Raw genomic sequence first — 21371 nt, 5'->3', positions numbered from 1 at the left:
CCCGCCGGGAGCCGGTCACGGCTGGATCTTCTCCAGGTCCGCCAGCAGGGCGGGGTGCTTCGGTTCCCAGCCGAGCGCCTCGCGCGTGTGCGCGCTGGAGGAAGGCTGGTCGGTCTCGAAGATCGACCCGAGGGGGCCGTAGGTCTCCGCCGGGACCGACTCGACCGGCACGCCGAGCCGCCGTCCGATGACCGCGGCGATGTCGCGCACCGCGTCCCCCTCGTCGGCCACGGCGTGCCAGGCGGTGCCGGCCGGTGCCTGCTCCAGCGCGAGCCGGAAGAGGACGGCGGCGTCGAGCGCGTGCACGGCGGGCCAGCGCTGGGCGCCGTCGCCCGGGTAGCCGGACACACCGCTCTGGCGCGCGATGTTCGTGAGCAGGCCGGCGAATCCGCCCGTGCCCTCGTTGTGGACGGTGCGCGGCAGGCGCACGGCCGAGCTGCGAACGCCCTGCGAGGCCAGGCCGAGTGCCCGCATCACCGCGACACTCCGACCGCCCACCGGCCCGTCGGTCGGCAGCGGGTCCGCCTCGGTGGAGGGACGACCCGCCGTGAACGGTGTGCCCGAGACGGTGACGAGGGGCCGGTCGCTGCCGACGAGCGCGTCGCCGAGGGCCGCGAGCGCGGCGCTCTCCTCGGCCACCCCCTGGGCGAGGGCCTCGGGGCTGCTGAAGTCGTTGCTGAACGCCAGGTGGACCACTCCGTCGGACTCGGCGACGCCGGAGCGCAGGACATCCAGATCGGCGAGTCCTCCCCTCAGGGGCTGCGCGCCGGCCGCCTCGGCCGCTGCGGCGGAGGCGTCGGAGCGGGCGAGTGCGAGGACGGAGTGGCCGTTGCCGAGGAGCTCGGCGACGACGGTGGAGCCGATCAGTCCGGTGCCACCGGTGACGAAGACGCGCATGAGATCTCTCCCGCGAGTGATGGGACTCTTGTCCCATCACCGTACAGGGTGATGGGACAAGAGTCCCATCACGTAGGATGGCGACATGGCTCGATGGGAATCAGGTTCACGCGAACGGCTCGTCGTCGCTGCTGTGGACCTGTTCACCGAGCAGGGCTACGACGCCACGACCGTCGCGCAGATCTCCGAGCGCGCGGGCGTCACGAAGAGCACTTTCTTCCGCTACTTCCCGGACAAGCGCGATCTGCTGGTGGCCGGGCAGGAGACCCTGAGCCGGCTGCTGGTCGAGGGCATCGCCGAGGCGCCCGACGGTGCGGGCCCGCTGGAAGCGGTGGCCGCCGGCCTTGAGCGCGCTTCGGGCGCGATGGGCCCGCAGAACCGTGAGCTCGCGCCGCGCGTGAAGGCCGCCGTCGCCGCCAGTACCGAACTCCAGGAGCGCGACGCACTCAAGATCGTCAGCATCGCGGCCGCCATGATCGCGGCGCTGGAGGAGCGCGGCGTCCCGGGCGACGTCGCTGCGGTCGCCGGAGAGTTGGGGGTCCTCGCGTTCAAGCGGGGGTTCGCGCAGTGGTCCGAGGGTGAGCGCGGCGCCTGCGATGAGCTGGCCAAGTGTGTTCTGGAGTGCCTGGGGGAGCTGCGGGCGGCGGTGGCCTCGCTGGGGTGACGGGCGCGGATGCCGCTCCCGGCGCACTCCGCCGCGGGTGATCACTTCTACGCGCCGGTCACATGGCGTGCGTGATCCAGTACGTTCCGTGATGACAGCGGGTCGCGGGACACGCGACCCGCGCCACGGAGAGGAACTCACCATGATGCGACGCACGGCTCTGGCGCTGGGGGCACTGGCGGCCGCGGCGACCCTGGTCACCGCGGTACCGGGTTCCGCCTACGCGGCGGAGGGCGTCCTCGTCGTCAACGGCGCCGACCATGTCGACCCGAGCGGCTGCTACGCCGTCGACCGCTTCCCCTCCGCCGTCGTCAACAACACCGACGCCATCGCCGAGGTCCACTCCGGCCCCGACTGCACGGGGCAGGTGGAATGGCTCGTCTACCCGGGCGAGACGTACGGCAGTGAGACGGCCCGGAGCGTCTTCATCCTCTGATCCCCTCGCCTCCTCTCCGGCCCTGGATCCGGCGCGAGGTCGTTTCCGGGGCTACGGATGGGGGAGAGGCGTGGTGGCCATCAGATGGCCGAACACGATCCACATCCCCACGGCCGCGGTCGTCCAGCGGAACCTGCGCAGACGCGCGGGTGGCACCGGATCGGGCGCCGGCCCCACGGGGCGGCCGGGCGTGGAGGGGGCCGCCCCTCGCAGAACGACCGACGCGGCGGCGTCCGCGACGGCTGAGTCGCGCGAGCGCCTGCGTGGCGTACGGGGAGCAGGTGGCTCCGCGCGCGGGGGAGTGCTCTCGCCGGCGGGCCCCGGCACCAGTCCGTGCGCCAGGCCGCTGAGGAACGCCGCGTACGCCGCCCGGCGCGGCCCTCGCGGGGCGGATCGCCCGGCCTCCCAGGAGCGGACCGTCGCCGCCGTCACGCCGAACGCCTCGGCCACCTGCGCTTCGGTGAGCCGCCAGGCGCGGCGCAGCCCCGCTCGTTCCTCGGGAGCGGGCAGGGGAGCCAGTCCGTCGCTGCGGCGCGGGTGGGAGGGCATGGGATGCCGGGTGATGAGTTCGATCGTCATGACCGTATGACAACGTGACAGTGCATCATGTGATGAGGTGTCAGGAAATACACCCGTAAGGCCCAGTCCGCTACCAGCGATTGCGGGCTTCCTCGGCCCAGCCGACCAGCCCGTCGAGATCCGTCCTGGTCCCGTCGTCGGTGAGGGCCCAGCCGCTGAAGCGTCCGAAGCACTGGTGGGTCTCGTTCGCGACGAGGGCCAGATTCGTCCGGGCGGCCCGCTCGTGGAAGGGGCGGAAGCGGATGTCCACCCGCTCCCCGGCGATGTGCCACGGCGCCAGCCAGTCCGAGCGGTCGTAGCTCCAGCGCAGTTCGTCGCCGATCTTGTGCAGACGGCCGTCGACGAACAGGGCGTTCTCGGTGCTGCCGGTTCCGTCGGTCCACCGCCCGCCCAGCTGGATCGCGCGGCCCGGCGCGGCGCCGGCCGCCCAGTTCCAGGTGATCGAGTACGGCCACTTGCCGCGGCCGTGATCCAGTACGGCGAACGCGTCCGGACCGCCCACCTCGAAGGTCTGTCCGTGCAGGGTCAGCGTGCCGTGCACCGGCCGGCCGATGTCCTTGAGGGTGTACTGGAACCGTCGCCCGCTCCACGGCACGACCACGCCCAGAGCCTCGTGCCCCGGCGGCAGCGGCACGTCCACGTCGAGGCGCACACCGGGGGCCGTCGCCCGGATCGTGGAGCCGTCGGCGCTCTGCGAGATCCTGATCTCCAGGCCGCCGCCCCGGGCACGGACCTCGCCCTCACCGCTGCAAGCGGGCAGTGCCGCGCCACGGGCCAGCGGAACCACCGCGTCCGTGGCGGTCTCCCGCCCGGTCGCCCGGTCGAGGACGTAGAGGCCGTGCACACCCGCGTAGTCCAGCGACGACACCACCACGCCGACGATGTGATCCGGTGTGACGATGCCCCAGTACTCCCAGCGCTTGGCCCGGCCCCAGCCCCGCAGATTGGCGGTGTGCAGGGGGCGCCGGGTCCAGCCGACCGCGTCCGGGTTGAGCCGTCCGTCGGGCCGGCACAGATCGACGGGGGACGTCAGCTCGGGTTCATGCGTCATCCGCGCAGGATAGAACCGCGGCCCGGCCCGGCTCCCGGGGTCACTGCGGGTCGGACGCGGAGGTCTGGTCCCTTCCGAGGAGGCCGTGGAGCTCGTGCACGCGGAGCAGGCCCTCGTGACGGCTGCCGGTCATCTCCAGGGCTTCGCCGGCGCCGGTGATCTCGAAGAGCCTGGCGATGGCCGGGTGGTAGGGGCCGGAGAGGACGAAGGGCCTCGGCTCGGCCCGGTGCTCGTTGTAGGAGCGCAGGATCACGTTCAGTGTCGTGCTGTCGGCGAAGGTGAGGCCGGCGAGGTCGAGCAGGGTGCCGGTGGTGCCGGTGTCCCTGCGTGCGCCGGACAGGGCGAGGTAGGCCTCGGCCTCGTCCGTGAGGTCGAGGTCGTCACGGAAGAAGACCACGGTCACCCGGTCCTGGCGGGTGACGTCGATTCTCTGTCTGTCGGAAACCATCCGCAGACCTTCCCACAGGTTCCTTTACGTGTGATCGGCAGATCCCCCCTTTCGTTTCCGGCTTTCTCCTCCGGAGCGGCGGGATCAGGGGAGTGTCGGACGGACAGGTGCGGGGAAGGCGAGAACTGTGGCGGTACGAGGTGCGACATGTACGGGAAAGGACCTACGGCGATATGAGCGCGGCCCAGGCACTGGAAACTGAGGAGATCAGCTGTGCGGACGCCCGGATGGCGGTCCGCGCGGCGCTGACCGGGACCGGCCGCACACTGCCGGAGGCCCGGGCGAAACAACTGGGCGAGGACGCCCTGCTCGTGGTCAGCGAGCTGGTGACCAACGCGCTGGTGCACGCGGGCGGGGTCACACGCCTCGACGTCCGCGTGGAGGGCGACGAGTTCCAGCTGCGGGTGAGCGACGCGAGCCGGAACGCACCCGTGCGGGTGCGGACGCTCAAGGGAAGCCCCGGCGGATACGGCATGGTGGTGATCCAGCGGCTCTGCTCCCGCCTGGACGTCGAGATCGGCCCCGAGGGAAAGACGATCACCGCCGCGCTGTCCCTGCGGTGAACACCGCTCCGCGCACGACCCAGCACCGCCCCGCCTGCCTCTCTTCAGGAGGTCGCCCGGGTTCCGCGAGGCGCTAGCATCGTCAGCGGGGACCACTCCCCGGATGGTCCGCGGGAAGCAGCATGGCGAAGACCATGCGGAGTGACGCGGAGAACAAGGGGAGGACGACATGACCGGCGGTGCACCCGGCACGACAGCGCACCGGCGGCGTGACGCGCGACGCAACCGCGAACTGCTCGTCGAGGCCGCGCGCGAGGTGTTCCGCGAGCAGGGACTCGCGGCCGCGCTCGACGTCGTCGCCCGTCGCGCGGGTGTGGGCAACGCGACGCTGTACCGGCACTTCCCGCGCCGCGCCGACCTCGTCGACGCCGCCTTCCGCGACCAGCTGAGCGACACGATGACCGCCGGAGAAGAGGCCCGCACGGCCACCGACGCGTGGGCGGGGCTGACCGGATACCTGGAGGTCGTCTTCACCGTGCTCGCCACGGACCGCGGCACGAACGACCTCATGACGACGAGCCTGGAGGGCGTCGCCGCCCTGGAGGCCGTCCACGCGCACAACCACCGCACCGTGGACGAACTCCTGCGCCGTGGACAGACGCAAGGGTCCGTCCGGTCCGATGTCGTCGTGGAGGACGTCCTGTTCGCGCTCGCCGCGCTGGGCCGCGCCGTGCCCGCGCTCACCGCCGCGGCCACTTTCGACGCCTGGCGCCGCCCCCTCGCCCTGTTCCTGGCCGGCCTGCGCCCCCCGTCACCGGCGCTCACCCTCCCGGCCCCGGCCCTGACGCCCGCTCAGCTGACCGGAACACTCGCCGGCCTGTGACGCCGTCCCCCGGACAGGGCTCTTTATTTCGGATGTGGGCGGGGGATCCCCGTTGGTATGGTGCGCCGATGTCAGCGATCAAGAAGTTCCAAGTCACCTTCGACTGCGCGGAACCCGGACGCGTCGCCCGGTTCTGGTGCGAGGTGCTGGGGTACGTCATGCCCCCGCCGCCCGAGGGATTCGACACCTGGGACGACTTCAACAGCGCGCAGCCGCCCGAGCGGCGGGACGCATGGTCCGCCTGCTCCGACCCCTCGGGGGAGGGCCCGCGGCTGTACTTCCAGCGCGTTCCCGAGGGCAAGGCCGTCAAGAACCGGGTGCACCTCGATGTCCGGGTCGGCACCGGACTCGTGGGCGCCGAGCGCCTCGCCGCCCTTGAGGCCGAGTGCGCACGACTGGTCGCGCTCGGCGCGACACACGTGTGCACCCTGTACGCCGATGAGGAGAACGAGTCGTGCATTCCGATGCAGGACATCGAGGGCAACGAGTTCTGCATCGACTGACCTGACCTGACCTGACCTGACCTGTGCCCGGACATCCAGGAGTGGTCATCGGCAGGGACGGCGCAAACGCTCCTGCCCGTCCGGACGGCCGAGTGCCATGCTGGCAACCGCCGCGCGACACACGCGCGGTGGACGGCACGGTTACCTGTTCCAGGGTGTCTCGGGGGCACGGCCATGTCGATGCAGCTCCACCTGGGTTCACGGCTCGCGCGCCACCGGTGGCGGTCCCGTGCCGTAGCGGTGGCCGCCGCCCTGGCGCTGGCACTGCCGGCGGCCGGCTGTTCCGGTGGGGGCGGCAAAGAAGACAGCGGCGACGACACCTTCGTCTACCTCGCCAGCCGGGGACTGGTGACCGAGTGGGACCCGGCGCGCTCCTACTCCGACGAAGTCGTGGTCCTGTCGAACGTGTACGAGACCCTCACCCGGTACAACGCCGTGACCGGCAGGACCCAGGGGGTGCTCGCCACCCGGTGGACCGCGTCCAAGGACCGCCGGACGTGGACGTTCACCCTGCGGGACAACGTGCGGTTCCACTCCGGGCACCCGCTGACCGCCGAGTCGGTGAAGTCGTCCGTCGAGCGCACCATGAGGCTGAAGGCCAGCGCCTCCTACGTGTGGGACCCGGTGGAGAAGATCACCGCGATCGGGAAGCGGCAGGTCCGCTTCGAACTGTCCCGCCCGGCACCGCTGGACATCATCGCCTCCGCCACGTACGCCGCCTGGATCTACGAGGTCTCTGACGACGCCAAGGACTACCGGGCCACCGCGCGCGGCACCGGGCCCTACACGATCGCCTCGTGGAACCCGGCCGGCGAGAACGAGGTGGAGCTGACCGCGTACAAGGACTACTGGGGCGGATGGAGCGGCAACCGCTACACGAAGGTGGTCTTCCAGGCGGTGCCCCAGTCGTCCACGGAAGCGCAGCTCATGAACTCGGGTGAGGGAACCTACGCCGGCGGGCTGCCGCCGCAGCTCCTGGACACGCTGCGCCACCGGGCGAACGTCACCGTGTACGAACGCCCCTCGTGGCAGACGCTGATCGGCCTGATGAACACCCAGAAGAAACCGCTGGACGACATCCGGGTGCGCCGGGCGGTGGCGGACGCGCTCGACTACGGGGAACTCGTCAAAGCGAGCAGGGGAGCCCTGGTGGCCTCCGACGGAGTCATCCCCGAGGGCATGTTCGGACACACCACCACGCTGCGTCTGCCGGGTGACCAGGATCGCGCCCGCAAGCTGCTGAAGGAGGCCGGATACGGCCCGGGCAGCGGCCGGACCATCGAGCTGGAGATGACCTACCCCGCGGGCGAGGACACCGTCCGCACGCTCGGGGACCTGATGAAGGCACAACTGCGCCCCTTCGGAATCGACTTGAAGGTCGAGGGCCTGGCCTGGGCGTCGGCGCAGTGGCCGCGCGCAAAGAAGAAGAACGTGAACGAGCGCCAGGACATCTTCGTCATGTGGTGGTGGCCCGACGACCCCGAGCCGCTGTCGTACTTCCGCAACGTGTTCCGCACCGAGAAGGAGATCTCCTACAACCTCGCCTACTACTCCAACCCCCGGCTCGACCGCCTCATCGACCGCGTCGGCGCGCTCACGGCGACGGACCCGGCCGAAGCCGAGCGGACCTACCGCACGATGCAAGAGATCATCATCAGGGACGCGCCGCAGCTCTTCCTCGGCACCAACACCTATCAGCGGGTGCTGAACAGCGACGTCAAGGGCTTCGTCGACAACCCGGCGTACGCCAACGTCGTGTTCGTCCACGACCTCACCCACCGCTGAACCCCGGAGGTGGACATGGAGCGCGCCACGGACGGCGGCCGCGGTCTGCCCGCGATCCGCTACGCGGCCCGCCGTTCGGTGCTCGCGGCCGTGGTCGCCGTCGGGGTGGTGGTGCTGACGTACCTGATCGCACGGGTGGTGCCCGGCGACCCGGCCGGGGTCTGGGCGGGACCGCGGGCCTCGGCCGCGGAACGGGCCAGGATCAGAGCCGAGTTGGGCCTCGACCGCCCCGTCGCCGCGCAGATCGTGTCGTACGTGGCCGGGGTGCTGCGCGGCGACTGGGGCGTGTCGGTGCTCACCCACCGTCCCGTCCTCACCGATCTGCTCGCCCGGCTGCCCAACACCCTGCAACTGGTGCTCGCCGGACTGCTCATCGGGGTGGCCGTGGGCATCCCCGCCGGACTGGCCGCCGTACGGTGGCACGGAAGGGCACCGGACCGGCTGGTGCGGTCCGGCGCGCTGCTGAGCGCGTCGATTCCGACGTTCTGGCTGGCGCTGCTCCTGCAGATGTTCTTCGCGAGCCGGCTCTCCCTGCTGCCGATCGCGGGCAGTTACGACCGCGCGGTGCGCGCCGCGCATCCGGTGACCACCGTCACCGGCCTGCCCCTGCTCGACGCCGTACTCACCGGGAACGGTGCGGCGGCGGCCGACCTCTTCGATCATCTGCTGCTGCCGGCGCTCGTGGTGGCCTCGTACCCCGCCGCCGTCCTCGCCCGGATGGTGCGGGCGAGCATCCTTGACGCGGTCGGCGAGCCGCACATCCAGATGGTGCGCGCTCTCGGCTTCCCCGAACGTGCCGTCCTCGGCCGCTTCGCCCTGCGGCTCGCATGGAACCCGGTCCTGCAGACCCTCGCGCTCATCTTCGGGTACTCGCTGGTCAACACCTTCCTCGTGGAAGCGGTGTTCGACTATCCGGGGCTCGGCCGGTACGCGGCCGACGCGGTCCAGTCGCTCGACGTACCGGCCGTCGTGGGGGTGACCCTGCTGGTCGCCCTGCTCTACCTCGCCGCGAACCTGGCCGTCGACCTGGCACAGGCCGCCCTCGACCCGCGCGTCGCACTGCGGTGAGGCGGGGTGGGGTGACGGTGAAGGCGCGTCGCACCGACAGCGGCCGGACGGCACTGGTCGTGGCCCTCGGGGGAGTGGCGCTCATTGCGCTCGTGGCCCTGTTCGCACCGGTCCTGGCCCCGTACCCGGCGGACGCGACCGGCGCCGCCGAGACCGCGCAGATCCTGCGCCCACCCTCCGCGACGCACTGGTTCGGCACTGACGAACTGGGCCGCGACGTCTTCTCCCGCGTGCTGTACGGCGCACGCATCGGGCCGCTCGTCGCGGTGGCCGTGGTCACGACCTCGCTGGTCGCGGGCACCGCGATCGGTGTGGTGGCCGGCTACTTCGGCGGCTGGTTCGACGAACTGCTCATGCGCCTCACCGATGTCTTCCTGGCCGTGCCCGCCCTGCTGCTCGCCCTGGCCCTGGCCACGGTGCTGGCACCCGGTCCGGTGGGACTGACCGTCGCGCTGACCGTGACGTGGTGGCCCTGGTACGCCCGGCTGGTGCGCGGGGAGACCGCGTCGGTCGTCGGCCGCCCGTACATCGAGGCGTGCCGGACCCTCGGCCTCGGACACCGACGCACCCTCGTCCGCCACGTCCTGCCCAACGCCTCGACCCCGCTCCTGGTCCAGGCGTCGACCGACGTCGGCGGAGTGCTGCTCGTCGCCTCCGGACTGTCCTTCCTCGGCCTCGGCCCGCAGCCGCCGACCCCCGACTGGGGCCTGATGGTGGAGCAGTCGCAGAACTACTTCACCACCCAGTGGTGGATCGGCACCTTTCCCGGCCTCGCCATCATGCTGGTCGCGGGCGTGTGCTTCCTGATCGGCGACGTCCTGCGCGACCGCCTCGACCCCCGTCACGTCCCGCGGCCCACCCAGCGGGCTTGAGCAGTGGTCACCGTCCAGGACACCGCATGGCTGCAACTGCGCGACGTACACGTCAGATTCGGCGCCGCGGACGTCGAACCCGTGGTCCGTGTCGATGAACTGTCTCTGGAAGAGGGTGAGTTCCTGGGCCTGGCGGGGGAGAGCGGAGCGGGGAAGACGACGGTCGGGCTGACGGTGCTGGGACTCACGCGACGCGCGGGTGCTCACGTGTCCGGCAGCATCCGGCTGGCCGGCGAGGAGCTGCTGTCGCTGCCGGAACGACGATTGCGGCAGCTGCGCGGCTCCACGATGACACTCGTCCCGCAGAACCCGGCCGCCGCCTTCAACCCGGTACTGCCGGTGGGTGTGACAGTGCTGCGCGCGCTGCGCCTGCACGGACGCAGCCGCGCCGGGGCCCGGCGCCGCGCCGCGGCCGCACTGGAGCGCGTGGGGCTGCCCGCCACCCACCTCACCCGCTACCCGCACCAGCTCTCCGGCGGACAGCTTCAGCGCGTGGCGATCGCCCTGGCGTCGGCACTCGGTACGCGACTGCTCATCGCCGACGAACCGACCAGCGCGCTGGACGTGCGGGCCCAGGCGCAGATCTGCACCCTGCTGACGGACCTGCGCGCGGAACACGGCACGGCTGTGCTCTTCATCAGCCACGACCTCGCACTGCTGGCCAGGCTGTGCGACCGCATCGCCGTGCTGCACCGAGGACGCGTGATCGAGGACCGACCCGCCGCCGACCTGGTCACCGCACCGCACGCCGAGCGCACCAGGCAGTTGCTGGCGGCGGCACCGCGACTGGGCGGGCGGCCGGTGCCCGGTCCGACAGACGCACCCGACGAAGGGCCCGACGATGGTGCTTGAGGCACGCGAGTTGACCGTCGCGTACGGCGGCACGACCGTGGTGGACCGGGTGAACCTGACCCTGCCCGAGGGCCCGTTCGGCCTGGGACTGATCGGCGAGAGCGGCTCGGGCAAGACGACGGTGGCCCGTTGCCTGCTGGGCCTGGTGGCACCGACGAGCGGCGCGGTGCGTTTCCGCGGCGTCGACCTCGACGGCACGCGGTGGCCGCGCTCGTACCGCCGTGCCGTACAGATCGTCGTCCAGGACACCGAGGGCGCGCTCGATCCGCGGATGCGGGTGGGCAGGGCGATCGGCGAGGTGCTGCGGGCCCACCGGATGGTGCCGCGCGGCACCGAGCAGGACCGCGTCTCCGAACTCCTCGCCGACGTGGGCCTGACAGCCGAGCACGCCGCGCGCTACCCGCACCAGCTCTCCGGCGGGCAGCGCCAGCGTGCGGCGATCGCCCGCGCCCTTGCCGTGCGGCCGCGCTTCCTGATCCTGGACGAACCGACCAGCGCCCTGGACACCACCGTCCAGGCCCGCATCCTCGACCTGCTCCGCCGCCTGCGCACCGAGCACCGGCTCTCCTGCCTGCTGATCTCCCACGACCTCGCGGTGGTGGAGCAGCTCTGCCCGCGCGTACTCGTCCTGCACCACGGCCGCGTCGTGGAGGAGGGCGACCTCACCGACGTACTCCGGAACCCTCAACACCCCGCCACCCGCGCCCTGCGCGACGCCGTCCCCCGCCTCGCCGCCGCACAGAGGGATCAGGAACGATCCGACTGAACTCCCTCATCGATCAATACAGTTCATGCGCGGGCGAGTTGTCGCATGACAACATTCACTGGGTACGTTGGTGTGTGCGGCAGCACGTGAAAGACCCGAGGAGGGGCATGGTCGACCCGGTCGACGACGCGGCACGGTGGGAACGGCAGGTCCAGATTCGGCTGGTCCGGGGCGAGGCCGCGGTGCTCGGCGAGGTCTACGACCGCTACGCCCGCATGCTTCACTCAGTGGCGGCGCGGCTGACGGGCGAGGAGCAGGCCGCCCGCGATCTCGTGGTGGGTGTCTTCACGCACCTGTGGCAGCACCCCCAGGCCTTCGACCCGGGGCGGTACCGCCTGGGCACCTGGCTGGTCATGGCGACGCTGGACCGACACGAGCGCACCGCCGGGAGCGTGGCGGCGCCGGGCCCCGACGCCCGCCTCTCCGCGGCCCGGATCGAGTGGGCGGACGCGGTCATCGGCTCGATGAACCGGGGCATGCGAGGGGCGATCCACCTCGTGCACACGGAGAAGATGGACTACCGCCGGGCCGCGACCGAACTCGGCGTCGCGGAGGGCGAGATACTGCGCAGACTCCGGGACGGGTTGAACATGCTCGCAAGTACCGATGCCACTGCCGGGGAGGACGGACGATGAGCGGTGACTTCGACGGGCACTCCCGCCTCGAGCACCTGCTCGGCGCATGGGCCCTGGGCGCCTGTTCCGCGCAGGAGACGGCGGAGGTCGACGCGCACCTCGCCGCGTGTGCGCCCTGCACCGAGGAGGCGGCACGGCTGCGCGCCTCCCTCGAACTGCTGCATCCCCACATGGATCTCGACCTGGCCCCCACGCTGCGGGCCGAGGTCCTCGGCTCGTGCCTGAGCGCCCGCCCGCCGCAGATCGCCGTGCCCGACTACGCCCAGCCGTACGACGTGGAGACCGCCCGACTCGGTTCGTTGCTGGCCGACATGAGCGACGAGGAGTGGCGGTCCCCGGTCCAGCTGGAGTGGTTCGAGGGCGACGATTCCGCCACCCACCGGACGTCCGTGTCCGGAGTACTCGGCCATCTCCTCGCGGTGGACGGCTCGGTGTCCCGTTCACTGGGTCTGCCGGACCCCGTGCAGCGGGCGCAGGACCTGTCGTCCGATCCGGAGACACGGACCAAGGCGCTGTGGCAGCAGACGGAGCAGGACCGCGAGGCGACCGGCGCGTCCGGTGACGAGAGCCCCGACCCTGTCCGGCGTGCCTGGCGGGACCACGCCTACGAGCTGATCCGCACCTGCTCGTTCAGCGGCAACGGAGTGGCCGACATCGCCGTGCCCTACGGGGACGACGTCGTCCTGCCCCTGCGCCTGGCCCTGCTCGACCGGGCCTTCGAGACCTGGATCCACGCCACCGACATCGCGGACGCCGTGGACCATCCGTACCCGCCTCCCGTGCCCGAGCACCTGCGGACACTCATCGGGGTCGCCGTGCAGATGCTCCCCGCGATCCTGGCGGCGCGCAGGCAGGCGGGACTGGCGTCGCCGCCGCTGCCTCTCACACAGCCGGACGCGTCGCCGCGCAGTGTGCGCCTTGAGATCGAGGGCGAGAGCGGAGGCGACTGGTACCTGCCGTTGGACGCCGCCGACGGCCCGGCGGGCCCGGACAACTGCGTCAGCCACATCGTCCTGCCCGAAGTGGCGTTCTGCCGGGTCGCGGCGGGCCATCTCGCCCCACGAGAGGCGGCCACGGGCCAACAGGGCGACCCCACGGCCGTCGTCGAGCTGCTGTACGCGATGGCGTCGATGAGCCGTCTCTAGGCTCGGCGCGGCCATGGGGCATGGCCGGTTCCCCCGTTGCGTCGTCCCGCCCGCTGTAGTGGCATCGACCCGGCGGCCGATGTCACACCGCAGAACCGCTTCGGCCGCGACAGGGCGACGCCGATCAGGGAGGGGCGATGCCGGAGAACGAGGCTTCCGCGTCATTCTCGGCGAGCGGCGAGATCGGCGTCGTGGTCGCCGGGGGCGGGGCGCGGGGCGCGTACGAGGCCGGCATGCTGGCGACGCTGCTGCCGGAGCTCGACCGGTTCGGGCAGCGGCCGACGTTGTTCACCGGTACCAGTGCGGGAGCGCTCAACGCGGTGCTCTTCGCCTCGTTCGCCCACCTGCCCGCCCACCAGGCCGCCGACGAAGTGGTCGCGGCCTGGCAAGGACTGACGAAGGATCAGGTCTTCAGGCCGTTCCTGCTGACGGCCCTGCCCTCGATCCTGCGGCAGTGCCTGACCAGGGTGGTGAACCCGTCCAGCGCGCCCCTGGCCGGCCTGCTCGACACGAGCCCCCTGCGGACCACGCTGCGGACGAAGGTGGACTGGAACCAGCTCCACGCCAACCTGGCCGACGGCGCGGTACAGGCGGTCGCCGTGGCCACGACGGCCTTCGGCAGCGGCCGTACCGAGGTCTTCGCCGAGGGACCGGCAGCAGCGAGGCTGCCGGCCTCCGACGCCGACCGGGCGGTGGACTACACCCGTACCGTCCTGAACGAGGACCATGTGATGGCGTCCGCCGCGATTCCCGTGGCGTTCCCGCCCGTCAGGATCGGACCGGCCGGCTGCTGGTACATGGACGGCGGTGTACGCCTCAACGCCCCCATCAAGCCGACGATCTCGCTCGGCGCGCGCCGCGTCGTGATCGTCGCCACGACACCGTTGCGCGATCTGCCGCACTCCACGGACTGCCAGGACGAACCCGTGCCGTCCGTCCAGGACGTCGTCGCCCAGATCCTCACCGGCCTGATGGGCGATCGCATGGTGGAGGACACGCGGACGCTCGGCAAGGTCGACGAGCTGCTCGAGTCCGGGGCGAAACGGATCAGCCCGCGCGGACGCCCGTACACCGTCATCGAGTACCTCTTCGGTGGCCCACTGCCCGGCCAGGCGGACCAGCTCGGCGAGAAGGCGGAGTACGTACTGGACACCAGTTTCCGTGGAGTGCGCCGCCTGACCAACCCCGACCTGATGTTCCTCGCCGCGCTCCTGGGCCCGGGACAGAGCCGGGGCGAACTGCTCAGCTACCTGTTCTTCGAACCGGAGTTCATCGGCGAGGCCATCAAGCTCGGCCAACGGGACGCCCGGATCATCCTGGACGAAGCGGGCGACGACCCGGGCAAACTGTGGCGCACCGACGCCGCGTAGGGCCCGTCCGGCGGACCGTGTGACCGCCACCGATCCGGGCCGCCGCCGAAAGGGCGGGCAGCCGCACTGCACAATGCAGGAATGGATCAGAGGGATCAGACGGATCACGCGGCGCGCGCGGACGACTCGGACCGCGCGGACGACGCGGCGGTCATGAAGGTCGTCGCCGCGGCCGTGATCGAGGACGGGAAGCTGCTCGTCGTCAGCAAGCAGGCCGCGCCGGACGTGTTCTACGTGCCGGGTGGCAAGCCCGAGCCGGGGGAGCGGCCGGAGGAGACCCTGAAGCGAGAACTCGCGGAGGAGTTGGGTGTCTCGACCGGGCCGCTCGAACATCTCGCGGTGGTCGAGGAGCGGGCGGCGCTGGAGGGCGTACCGATGCACCTGACCGTCTTCTCCACGCACCTCGTCGGGGAGCCGGTCCCGGCAGCCGAACTGGCCGCCCTGCGCTGGACCGACGGGCACGACCCGGACCTGCGGCTCGCCCCGGCGGTCGAACACCACCTGGTGCCGCTCCTGCGGACCATGGGCAGGCTCGGGCCGTCGGCGCGGATGGCATGATGACCGAGGACAAGGGCGACAGCCGCCCGAGGAAACCGGTGTGAATCCGGTGCGGTACCGCCACTGTGATCGGCGAGCGGATCCCGACGAGCCACTGCCCCGCGCGGGTGGGAAGGCCGGGACGAGCGCGGACCCGAGAGCCAGGAGACTCACGCTGTCGCCTCCTCGAAGCACCCCGGGGCGGAACTCCCCGGCGAGAGGAAGGACGCGGCATGCCTGAGCGGCTCGCCGACGAGACCGACGAGACCGGGTCGACGGAGGACCGGACGGTCCCGTGCCGGGTGGTGGTGTGCCGCGACTGCTGCTGCGGCACCGTCAAGGTCGACGCCGATCACGCGGCCCAGACCGCGCGGCTGCGCCAGATCGCCCCGGTCCGGATCTCCGAATGCCTCGACGTGTGCGAGCAGGCCAACGTCGTCGTCGTACAGCCGTCGACAGCCGGCCGGGCGGCTGGTGCCCGGCCGGTGTGGCTCGGGCTCGTCAACGACCGGGACGCGACGGAAGACATAGCGGACTGGGTACGGGCGGGAGGACCCGGTGTCGCGGCCCGGCCCGACATCCTCGACCTCTATCTCATCCAGCCCCCGCGCCGCGCTCCTCTCACGCCATGACCGCCGAGGTCCCGCCGGAGCAGGTCGCCGAGGCGCTGCGCGACGTGGCGCGGCTCGGTGGATTCTTCGCCCTCGACACCGTCGCGCCCGCGCCGTTCCACGAACGGGGCGGCGCTCTTCGCGACGGGTTCGCAGACCGGGCCCGAGCCGTCAACGACCGCTTCGGGACGGCCGAGACACGCGTCGGCGTCTCCGTCGCGCACCTGGGACTCGCGGCCCGGCTCTGGTCGCCGGTCCTCGCCTGCGCTCTCGTGCACGGGATCGTGCCGACGATGAGCGGCGTGGAGTGGTCCGGTGACGGGACGGACCTGCGCCTTGTCGGCCCGCGGGGACGGCTCGCCGCCCGCCTGCCGTCGCCCCTGGAAGCCGTCCTCGCGGAGGCCGACGGCGTGCTGAGGGAGGTCGAGCGCGGCCTCACGGTGAAGGTGGCACCGGGCCTGCTGGCCGGCAACTCCGCGTCCGCGCTGGTCGGTTCGGCGGCGCAACTGCTGAGAACCCGGCCCGCCCTGCGCGGCCCGCTCACCCGCCTGACGCGGGAACTGCTGGACACGGGCCGGCTGCGCGGCACCGGCCGGATCACCGGGCCCGGTCCGACCTTCCGCCGCAACAGCTGCTGCCTCTACTACCGGGCCCCGGGCGGCGGGAAGTGCGGGGACTGCTGCCTGACCCCGTGACCGACCGCGGGCCGGGCAGCAGGGCGGATCAGTCCCCGACCCGCGTGTCCCGCTCCTGGAACGCGTCCAGGATCCGCTCGGCGGCCAGTGTCGCGGTGAGCTCGCCGTCCCTGACCCGCTGCTCCAGACCGGGCGTCACGGCCCGCACCGCGGGATCGGCGTGCAGCCGGCCGAGAAGCTCGTCGCGCACCATCGTCCAGGTCCAGTCCACCTGCTGCGTACGGCGCCGCTCGGCGAGCCGCCCCGTCGAGTCGAGGAGCGAACGGTGCTGCTCGATCCGCTCCCAGACCTGGTCGAGCCCGCTCTCCTCACGGGCGCTGCACCACAGCACAGGAGGCGTCCAGAACGCGTCCTTGCCGTGCATCAGCCGCAGCGCGCCCGACAGTTCCCGCGCCGCCGACCGCGCGTCACGCTCGTGCGGCCCGTCGGCCTTGTTCACCGCGATGACGTCGGCCAGCTCCAGGACACCCTTCTTGATGCCCTGCAACTGGTCGCCGGTCCGCGCCAGCGACAGCAGCAGAAACGTGTCGACCATGTTCGCGACAGCCGTCTCCGACTGGCCCACGCCGACCGTCTCCACCAGGACGACGTCGTACCCGGCGGCCTCCATGACGACGATCGACTCCCGGGTCGCCTTCGCGACACCCCCGAGCGTCCCGGCCGTGGGGGAGGGGCGTACGAAGGCGGCCGGATCGACCGCCAGCCGCTCCATCCGCGTCTTGTCGCCCAGGATGGAACCGCCCGTCCGGCTGGACGACGGATCGACCGCGAGCACGGCCACCCGGTGGCCGAGCCCGGTCAGCAGGGTGCCGAACGCGTCGATGAACGTCGACTTCCCCACCCCCGGCACCCCGCTGACGCCGATCCGGCGGGCCCGGCCGCTGTACGGGAGCAGCTCGGTCAGCAACTCCTGTGCGAGCCGCCGGTGCTGGGGGCGGGTGGACTCGACGAGCGTGATCGCCCGCGCGACGACCGCCCGCTTCCCGGCGAGGACACCCTTGACGTACGTATCGAGATCGATGGGCACACCGTCACCGGCTCACTCGTCGCCGTGCCCGAGGTTCGCCGCCAGGCGCGACACCAGGTCGTGGGCGGCGTCCGGGATCACGGTGCCGGGCGGGAACACGGCCGCCGCGCCCATCTCCAGGAGCGTGGGCACGTCCTGCGGCGGAATCACCCCGCCCACCACGATCATGATGTCCTCGCGTCCCTCCTCGGCGAGCGCCTCGCGCAGCGCCGGTACGAGGGTGAGGTGCCCGGCGGCGAGCGACGACACCCCGACGATGTGCACGTCCGCCTCGACGGCCTGCCGCGCCACCTCGCCCGGGGTCTGGAACAGCGGGCCGACGTCGACGTCGAAGCCCAGGTCGGCGAAGGCCGTCGCGATCACCTTCTGGCCGCGGTCGTGCCCGTCCTGGCCCATCTTGGCGACGAGGATGCGCGGCCGGCGCCCCTCGGCCTCGGCGAACTCGTCGACGCGGCCGCGGGTCCGGTCCACGGATCCGGACTCCCCTGCTTCGTTGCGGTACACACCGGAGATCGTACGGATCTGCCCCGCGTGCCGGCCGTAGACCTTCTCCAGCGCGTCCGAGATCTCGCCGACCGTCGCCATCGCGCGCGCCGCACGCACCGCGAGCTCCAGGAGATTGCCGTCACCGTCCGCCGCCCTCGTCAGCGCGTCGAGCGCCTCCTGGCAGGCCGTCTCGTCCCGCTCCTCGCGCAGCCGGCGCAGTTTGGCGATCTGCTGGGAGCGCACCGAGGAGTTGTCGACCTTGAGGACGTCGATCTCCTCGTCCGAGTCGACGCGGTACTTGTTGACGCCGATGACGGGCTGCCGTCCGGAGTCGATCCGCGCCTGCGTGCGCGCGGCCGCCTCCTCGATGCGCAGCTTCGGGATGCCCGCGTCGATGGCCTTGGCCATGCCGCCCGCCTCCTCGACCTCCTGGATGTGCTGCCAGGCACGGCGCGCGAGGTCGTAGGTCAGCTTCTCCACGTACGCGCTGCCGCCCCACGGGTCGATGACCCGTGTGGTGCCCGACTCCTGCTGGATGAGCAGCTGGGTGTTGCGGGCGATGCGCGCCGAGAAGTCGGTGGGCAGCGCGAGCGCCTCGTCGAGCGCGTTCGTGTGCAGCGACTGGGTGTGGCCCTGCGTCGCTGCCATCGCCTCCACGCAGGTACGCGTGACGTTGTTGAACACGTCCTGCGCCGTCAGCGACCAGCCCGATGTCTGCGAATGGGTGCGCAGCGAAAGGGACTTGGAGTTCTTCGGGTCGAACTGCTTCACGAGCTTCGCCCACAGCAGGCGCGCCGCGCGCAGCTTGGCGACCTCCATGAAGAAGTTCATCCCGATCGCCCAGAAGAAGCTCAGACGCGGCGCGAACGCGTCGACGTCGAGCCCCGCCTCCCGGCCCGCCCGGATGTACTCCACGCCGTCCGCGAGGGTGTACGCCAGCTCCAGATCGGCCGTCGCACCCGCCTCCTGGATGTGATAGCCGGAGATGGAGATCGAGTTGTAGCGCGGCATCCGCTGCGACGTGTAGGCGAAGATGTCGGAGATGATCCGCATCGACGGCTTCGGCGGATAGATGTAGGTGTTGCGGACCATGAACTCCTTGAGGATGTCGTTCTGAATGGTCCCGGCCAGCTTCTCCGGCGGCACGCCCTGTTCCTCGGCCGCCACGATGTACAGCGCGAGCACGGGCAGCACCGCGCCGTTCATCGTCATCGACACGGTCATCTTGTCCAGCGGGATGCCGTCGAAGAGCTGCCGCATGTCGTAGATCGAGTCGATGGCCACGCCCGCCATGCCGACGTCGCCCGTCACCCGCGGGTGGTCGCTGTCGTAGCCGCGGTGCGTCGGCAGGTCGAAGGCGACGGACAGGCCCTTCTGACCGGCGGCGAGATTGCGCCGGTAGAACGCGTTGGACTCCTCGGCCGTGGAGAAACCCGCGTACTGACGGATCGTCCAGGGCTGATTGACGTACATCGTCGGGTAGGGGCCGCGCAGGTACGGGGCGACACCCGGGTACGTGCCGAGGAAGTCCAGGCCCTCCAGGTCCTCACCGGTGTACAGCGGCTTGACGGAGATGCCCTCGGGCGTCTCCCACAGCGGGTCGGCGCCGTCGCCCGCGCGCTTGAGGGCGCTGCGCCACTCCTGCGTCGCGGTGCCCGGCGCGGGGCTGCCGAGGCCGATCGTCGAGAAGTCGGGGACTCCGGAGGCGTCAGGGGCGGTCATCGGGACACTCCCATGCGGTCGAGCGTGGCGCTGAGTACGTCGACGGCGTCGCAGCCGGCGAAGACGAAGCTGTCGGGGGCGGCGGTGGTACCCGGTCGGCCCGCGAGGAACACGTGCCGGGCGCCCGCCTCCCGCAGGGACCGCGCGGCGGACTCGGCCTGCTCCGCGTAGACCGCGTCACTGGAGCACAGGCACGCTTCCCGCGCGCCGCTCTCCTCGAAGGAGCCGTCGGTCACCGGCTCGATGCCGCCCGCCTGGAACAGATTGGCCGCGAAGGTCGTGCGGGCGGTGTGCGCGGCGGCGGGACCCAGCGCCGCCAGATACACCCGGGGGCGCTGTCCGGTGGCCGCGAGGTGCGCGTCGGAGCGGGCCCGCAGCGCCTCGAACGCCTCGTCACGGCGTACGCGCGGCAGCCCGCCGGACGGCCGCGGCGCCGACGGCGCACGGACCACGGGCTTCTCGGCGAGATGCGGGAACTCACTGACGCCGGTGATGGGTTCGCGCCGCTCGGCCAGCCGACGGGCGCGCACCGACCAGGTCTCGGCGAGCCGCTCGCCCACCAGCCCGGAGCGCAGGGCCGCCGCCTGGCCGCCCTCCCGCTCGATGGTCTGGAAGAACTCCCAGGCGGCGTGCGCGAGTTCGTCGGTCAGGCGCTCCACGTACCAGGAGCCGCCCGCCGGGTCGATGACCCGGGCCAGGTGCGACTCCTCGATCAGAATGGTGGAGGTGTTGCGGGCGATACGGCGGGCGAACGCGTCCGGCACGCCGAGCGCGTCGTCGAACGGCAGCACGGTCACGGCGTCGGCGCCGCCCACTCCCGCCGCCAGCGTCGCGACCGTCGAGCGCAGCATGTTCACCCAAGGGTCGCGGCGCGTCATCATCACCGGGGACGTCACCGCGTGCTGAACCTGCGCCCCGCTCTTCGGCGCCCCGCACGCCTCGGCCACCCGGGCCCAGAGCCTGCGCGCGGCACGGAACTTGGCGATGGTGAGGAACTGGTCGGCCGTCGCGGCGTAGCGGAACTCGACCTGGGCGAGGGCCTGCTGGACGTCCAGGCCCGCCTCGGTGAGCTGCCGCAGGTAGGCGACGCCCGTGGCCAGCGACGCGCCCAGCTCCTGCGCGGCCGAGCCACCGGCCTCGTGAAACGGGAGGGCGTCCACGGTCAGGGCGCGCAGCCCCGGATACCGCTGTGCGCACAGCAGGGCGAGTTCGGCCGCGGGCTCGATGTCGTACGACTGTCCCGTGCGGGCTTCGAGGCCCAGCGGGTCGGCGCCCAGGTTGCCCCGCGCCGCGTCGGCGGCGACGCCTCTGTCCTCGTACAGGCGCAGCAGTTCGCGGGCGGCGCTCTCGTACTCGGCGCCCGCGTCGAGCACCACGGGGGCCAGGTCCAGGTGGACACCGTCGAGCGCGGCGGGCAGCGCCGACACGGGGAAGCCGCCGCCGTCGCCCACCGTCAGCCACAGCGACGTGACGCCGTTCTCCAGATCGGCGAGGACCGCGGCGGACTCGGGGAGCACATGGCGCTGGCGCACGTCCCAGCCGCCGGCCGTGTTCCCCTCGGCGCGGCCACCGCGCACGAACGGCGGGAAGCCGGGCAGGCCGACCGGGGGAGCGGCATCGTCGGACGTGTAGAGGGGACGAGCGCGCAACCCGTCATCGAGCGTGGTGGACAGGGCGTCCTCCGCCTCGCCGGCCGAGACTTCCCTGCCCGACTTGCGCAGGACACCGGCGACAAGTTGCTGCCACTGATCATGCGTCGCGTCAGGGAATTCGGCTGCCAAGGAGAGCCCGTCGTCAGGCAGGACCGTCATGTTCGGATGCTAAGGCAGCGTGCAG

General features: G+C 71.8%; 23 protein-coding genes and 1 riboswitch. Of the genes, 16 read left to right on the top strand and 7 right to left on the bottom strand.

The genetic code is table 11. The features are described from left to right. Positions 1-15: 15 nt before the first annotated feature. Positions 16-897: an SDR family oxidoreductase gene (locus ACFVDP_RS08990; protein ID WP_383485601.1), complete on the bottom strand. Its 882-nt coding sequence runs from the start codon at positions 895-897 to the stop codon at positions 16-18. An 85-nt stretch (positions 898-982) separates the two neighbouring features. Here ACFVDP_RS08990 and ACFVDP_RS08985 point away from each other — a divergent pair, with 85 nt between their 5' ends. Together ACFVDP_RS08985 and ACFVDP_RS08980 are read left to right on the top strand one after the other, a co-directional pair. Beyond that, on the top strand, positions 983-1561 hold the full coding sequence (locus ACFVDP_RS08985) for a TetR/AcrR family transcriptional regulator (protein WP_383485598.1): 579 nt from the start codon (positions 983-985) through the stop codon (positions 1559-1561). A 142-nt stretch (positions 1562-1703) separates the two neighbouring features. Next, positions 1704-1997 (top strand): hypothetical protein, encoded by a 294-nt coding sequence (locus ACFVDP_RS08980; protein WP_383485595.1) that lies wholly within the window; start codon positions 1704-1706, stop codon positions 1995-1997. Positions 1998-2048: 51 nt separating this feature from the next. On the opposite strand, the gene ACFVDP_RS08975 is transcribed toward ACFVDP_RS08980, so the two are convergent. From ACFVDP_RS08975 to ACFVDP_RS08965, 3 genes are all read right to left on the bottom strand, one after another. Continuing rightward, entirely contained in the window at positions 2049-2576 is a 528-nt protein-coding gene (locus ACFVDP_RS08975; protein WP_383485593.1) for a helix-turn-helix domain-containing protein, read from the bottom strand. 70 nt (positions 2577-2646) lie between these two features. Next, positions 2647-3627 (bottom strand): DUF2804 domain-containing protein, encoded by a 981-nt coding sequence (locus tag ACFVDP_RS08970; RefSeq protein WP_383485590.1) that lies wholly within the window; start codon positions 3625-3627, stop codon positions 2647-2649. A 40-nt stretch (positions 3628-3667) separates the two neighbouring features. Then, a complete protein-coding gene (locus tag ACFVDP_RS08965) occupies positions 3668-4075 on the bottom strand; it encodes an STAS domain-containing protein (RefSeq protein ID WP_383485588.1) in 408 nt (135 codons plus the stop codon). Between the two features lie 173 nt (positions 4076-4248). On the opposite strand from ACFVDP_RS08965, the gene ACFVDP_RS08960 reads away from it, so the two are divergent. From ACFVDP_RS08960 to ACFVDP_RS08895, 14 genes are all read left to right on the top strand, one after another. Beyond that, positions 4249-4638, top strand: a complete 390-nt coding sequence (locus ACFVDP_RS08960; RefSeq protein ID WP_383485586.1) for an ATP-binding protein — start codon at positions 4249-4251, stop codon at positions 4636-4638. A 169-nt stretch (positions 4639-4807) separates the two neighbouring features. Continuing rightward, positions 4808-5461 carry a TetR/AcrR family transcriptional regulator gene (locus tag ACFVDP_RS08955; RefSeq protein WP_383485583.1) on the top strand — a complete coding sequence of 218 codons (654 nt, stop codon included), beginning with the start codon at positions 4808-4810 and terminating at the stop codon, positions 5459-5461. 68 nt (positions 5462-5529) lie between these two features. Then, the gene (locus tag ACFVDP_RS08950) at positions 5530-5964 is read left to right on the top strand and encodes a VOC family protein (protein ID WP_383485580.1); all 435 of its coding nucleotides are present in this window, start codon (positions 5530-5532) and stop codon (positions 5962-5964) included. A gap of 174 nt (positions 5965-6138) precedes the next feature. Next, entirely contained in the window at positions 6139-7749 is a 1611-nt protein-coding gene (locus ACFVDP_RS08945) for an ABC transporter substrate-binding protein (protein ID WP_383485577.1), read from the top strand. Between the two features lie 15 nt (positions 7750-7764). Next, positions 7765-8817: an ABC transporter permease gene (locus ACFVDP_RS08940; protein ID WP_383485575.1), complete on the top strand. Its 1053-nt coding sequence runs from the start codon at positions 7765-7767 to the stop codon at positions 8815-8817. A gap of 17 nt (positions 8818-8834) precedes the next feature. Further along, complete coding sequence (locus tag ACFVDP_RS08935) at positions 8835-9689, top strand: ABC transporter permease (RefSeq protein ID WP_383485572.1); 855 nt, start codon at positions 8835-8837, stop codon at positions 9687-9689. A gap of 3 nt (positions 9690-9692) precedes the next feature. Beyond that, positions 9693-10541: an ABC transporter ATP-binding protein gene (locus ACFVDP_RS08930; protein WP_383485570.1), complete on the top strand. Its 849-nt coding sequence runs from the start codon at positions 9693-9695 to the stop codon at positions 10539-10541. Next, positions 10531-11307, top strand: a complete 777-nt coding sequence (locus tag ACFVDP_RS08925) for an ABC transporter ATP-binding protein (protein WP_383485568.1) — start codon at positions 10531-10533, stop codon at positions 11305-11307. The genes ACFVDP_RS08930 and ACFVDP_RS08925 overlap by 11 nt, the downstream gene beginning before the upstream one ends. A 107-nt stretch (positions 11308-11414) precedes the next feature. Continuing rightward, positions 11415-11942 (top strand): RNA polymerase sigma factor, encoded by a 528-nt coding sequence (locus ACFVDP_RS08920; protein WP_383485565.1) that lies wholly within the window; start codon positions 11415-11417, stop codon positions 11940-11942. Further along, on the top strand, positions 11939-13087 hold the full coding sequence (locus ACFVDP_RS08915) for an anti-sigma factor family protein (RefSeq protein WP_383485562.1): 1149 nt from the start codon (positions 11939-11941) through the stop codon (positions 13085-13087). The genes ACFVDP_RS08920 and ACFVDP_RS08915 overlap by 4 nt, the downstream gene beginning before the upstream one ends. A 137-nt stretch (positions 13088-13224) precedes the next feature. Then, entirely contained in the window at positions 13225-14457 is a 1233-nt protein-coding gene (locus tag ACFVDP_RS08910; RefSeq protein WP_383485560.1) for a patatin-like phospholipase family protein, read from the top strand. Between the two features lie 81 nt (positions 14458-14538). Next, positions 14539-15015: an NUDIX domain-containing protein gene (locus tag ACFVDP_RS08905; protein ID WP_383485557.1), complete on the top strand. Its 477-nt coding sequence runs from the start codon at positions 14539-14541 to the stop codon at positions 15013-15015. A gap of 28 nt (positions 15016-15043) precedes the next feature. Beyond that, positions 15044-15166, top strand: a riboswitch (cobalamin riboswitch). Positions 15167-15227: 61 nt separating this feature from the next. After that, the gene (locus ACFVDP_RS08900; RefSeq protein ID WP_383485555.1) at positions 15228-15626 is read left to right on the top strand and encodes a (2Fe-2S) ferredoxin domain-containing protein; all 399 of its coding nucleotides are present in this window, start codon (positions 15228-15230) and stop codon (positions 15624-15626) included. Then, positions 15623-16300, top strand: a complete 678-nt coding sequence (locus tag ACFVDP_RS08895) for a (2Fe-2S)-binding protein (RefSeq protein ID WP_383485552.1) — start codon at positions 15623-15625, stop codon at positions 16298-16300. Before ACFVDP_RS08900 ends, ACFVDP_RS08895 begins: the two co-directional genes overlap by 4 nt. Before the next feature lie 28 nt (positions 16301-16328). On the opposite strand, the gene meaB is transcribed toward ACFVDP_RS08895, so the two are convergent. Genes meaB through ACFVDP_RS08880 form a run of 3 tightly spaced genes read right to left on the bottom strand, consistent with a single transcriptional unit; the run spans position 16329 to position 21346 of the window. Continuing rightward, positions 16329-17327 carry a methylmalonyl Co-A mutase-associated GTPase MeaB gene (gene meaB, locus ACFVDP_RS08890; RefSeq protein ID WP_383485549.1) on the bottom strand — a complete coding sequence of 333 codons (999 nt, stop codon included), beginning with the start codon at positions 17325-17327 and terminating at the stop codon, positions 16329-16331. 12 nt (positions 17328-17339) lie between these two features. Continuing rightward, positions 17340-19535 (bottom strand): methylmalonyl-CoA mutase, encoded by a 2196-nt coding sequence (gene scpA, locus ACFVDP_RS08885; RefSeq protein WP_383485546.1) that lies wholly within the window; start codon positions 19533-19535, stop codon positions 17340-17342. After that, on the bottom strand, positions 19532-21346 hold the full coding sequence (locus ACFVDP_RS08880) for a methylmalonyl-CoA mutase family protein (RefSeq protein WP_383485543.1): 1815 nt from the start codon (positions 21344-21346) through the stop codon (positions 19532-19534). The genes scpA and ACFVDP_RS08880 overlap by 4 nt, the downstream gene beginning before the upstream one ends. Positions 21347-21371: the final 25 nt, after the last annotated feature.

Origin of the sequence: Streptomyces sp. NPDC057694, from assembly GCF_042799415.1 — a bacterium.
In the GTDB taxonomy this organism is placed as follows: domain Bacteria; phylum Actinomycetota; class Actinomycetes; order Streptomycetales; family Streptomycetaceae; genus Streptomyces.
Note: the sequence above shows the minus strand (reverse complement) of the source record. Positions and strands in the feature narration are given on the sequence as shown.

Bases quoted from the DNA above. Each gene is read 5' to 3' on its own strand.
- ACFVDP_RS08990 (WP_383485601.1), bottom strand. From the start codon at position 897: ATGCGCGTCTTCGTCACCGGTGGCACCGGACTGATCGGCTCCACCGTC.
- ACFVDP_RS08985 (WP_383485598.1), top strand. From the start codon at position 983: ATGGCTCGATGGGAATCAGGTTCACGCGAACGGCTCGTCGTCGCTGCT.
- ACFVDP_RS08980 (WP_383485595.1), top strand. From the start codon at position 1,704: ATGATGCGACGCACGGCTCTGGCGCTGGGGGCACTGGCGGCCGCGGCG.
- ACFVDP_RS08975 (WP_383485593.1), bottom strand. From the start codon at position 2,576: ATGACGATCGAACTCATCACCCGGCATCCCATGCCCTCCCACCCGCGC.
- ACFVDP_RS08970 (WP_383485590.1), bottom strand. From the start codon at position 3,627: ATGACGCATGAACCCGAGCTGACGTCCCCCGTCGATCTGTGCCGGCCC.
- ACFVDP_RS08965 (WP_383485588.1), bottom strand. From the start codon at position 4,075: ATGGTTTCCGACAGACAGAGAATCGACGTCACCCGCCAGGACCGGGTG.
- ACFVDP_RS08960 (WP_383485586.1), top strand. From the start codon at position 4,249: ATGAGCGCGGCCCAGGCACTGGAAACTGAGGAGATCAGCTGTGCGGAC.
- ACFVDP_RS08955 (WP_383485583.1), top strand. From the start codon at position 4,808: ATGACCGGCGGTGCACCCGGCACGACAGCGCACCGGCGGCGTGACGCG.
- ACFVDP_RS08950 (WP_383485580.1), top strand. From the start codon at position 5,530: ATGTCAGCGATCAAGAAGTTCCAAGTCACCTTCGACTGCGCGGAACCC.
- ACFVDP_RS08945 (WP_383485577.1), top strand. From the start codon at position 6,139: ATGTCGATGCAGCTCCACCTGGGTTCACGGCTCGCGCGCCACCGGTGG.
- ACFVDP_RS08940 (WP_383485575.1), top strand. From the start codon at position 7,765: ATGGAGCGCGCCACGGACGGCGGCCGCGGTCTGCCCGCGATCCGCTAC.
- ACFVDP_RS08925 (WP_383485568.1), top strand. From the start codon at position 10,531: ATGGTGCTTGAGGCACGCGAGTTGACCGTCGCGTACGGCGGCACGACC.
- ACFVDP_RS08920 (WP_383485565.1), top strand. From the start codon at position 11,415: ATGGTCGACCCGGTCGACGACGCGGCACGGTGGGAACGGCAGGTCCAG.
- ACFVDP_RS08915 (WP_383485562.1), top strand. From the start codon at position 11,939: ATGAGCGGTGACTTCGACGGGCACTCCCGCCTCGAGCACCTGCTCGGC.
- ACFVDP_RS08910 (WP_383485560.1), top strand. From the start codon at position 13,225: ATGCCGGAGAACGAGGCTTCCGCGTCATTCTCGGCGAGCGGCGAGATC.
- ACFVDP_RS08905 (WP_383485557.1), top strand. From the start codon at position 14,539: ATGGATCAGAGGGATCAGACGGATCACGCGGCGCGCGCGGACGACTCG.
- ACFVDP_RS08900 (WP_383485555.1), top strand. From the start codon at position 15,228: ATGCCTGAGCGGCTCGCCGACGAGACCGACGAGACCGGGTCGACGGAG.
- ACFVDP_RS08895 (WP_383485552.1), top strand. From the start codon at position 15,623: ATGACCGCCGAGGTCCCGCCGGAGCAGGTCGCCGAGGCGCTGCGCGAC.
- scpA (WP_383485546.1), bottom strand. From the start codon at position 19,535: ATGACCGCCCCTGACGCCTCCGGAGTCCCCGACTTCTCGACGATCGGC.
- ACFVDP_RS08880 (WP_383485543.1), bottom strand. From the start codon at position 21,346: ATGACGGTCCTGCCTGACGACGGGCTCTCCTTGGCAGCCGAATTCCCT.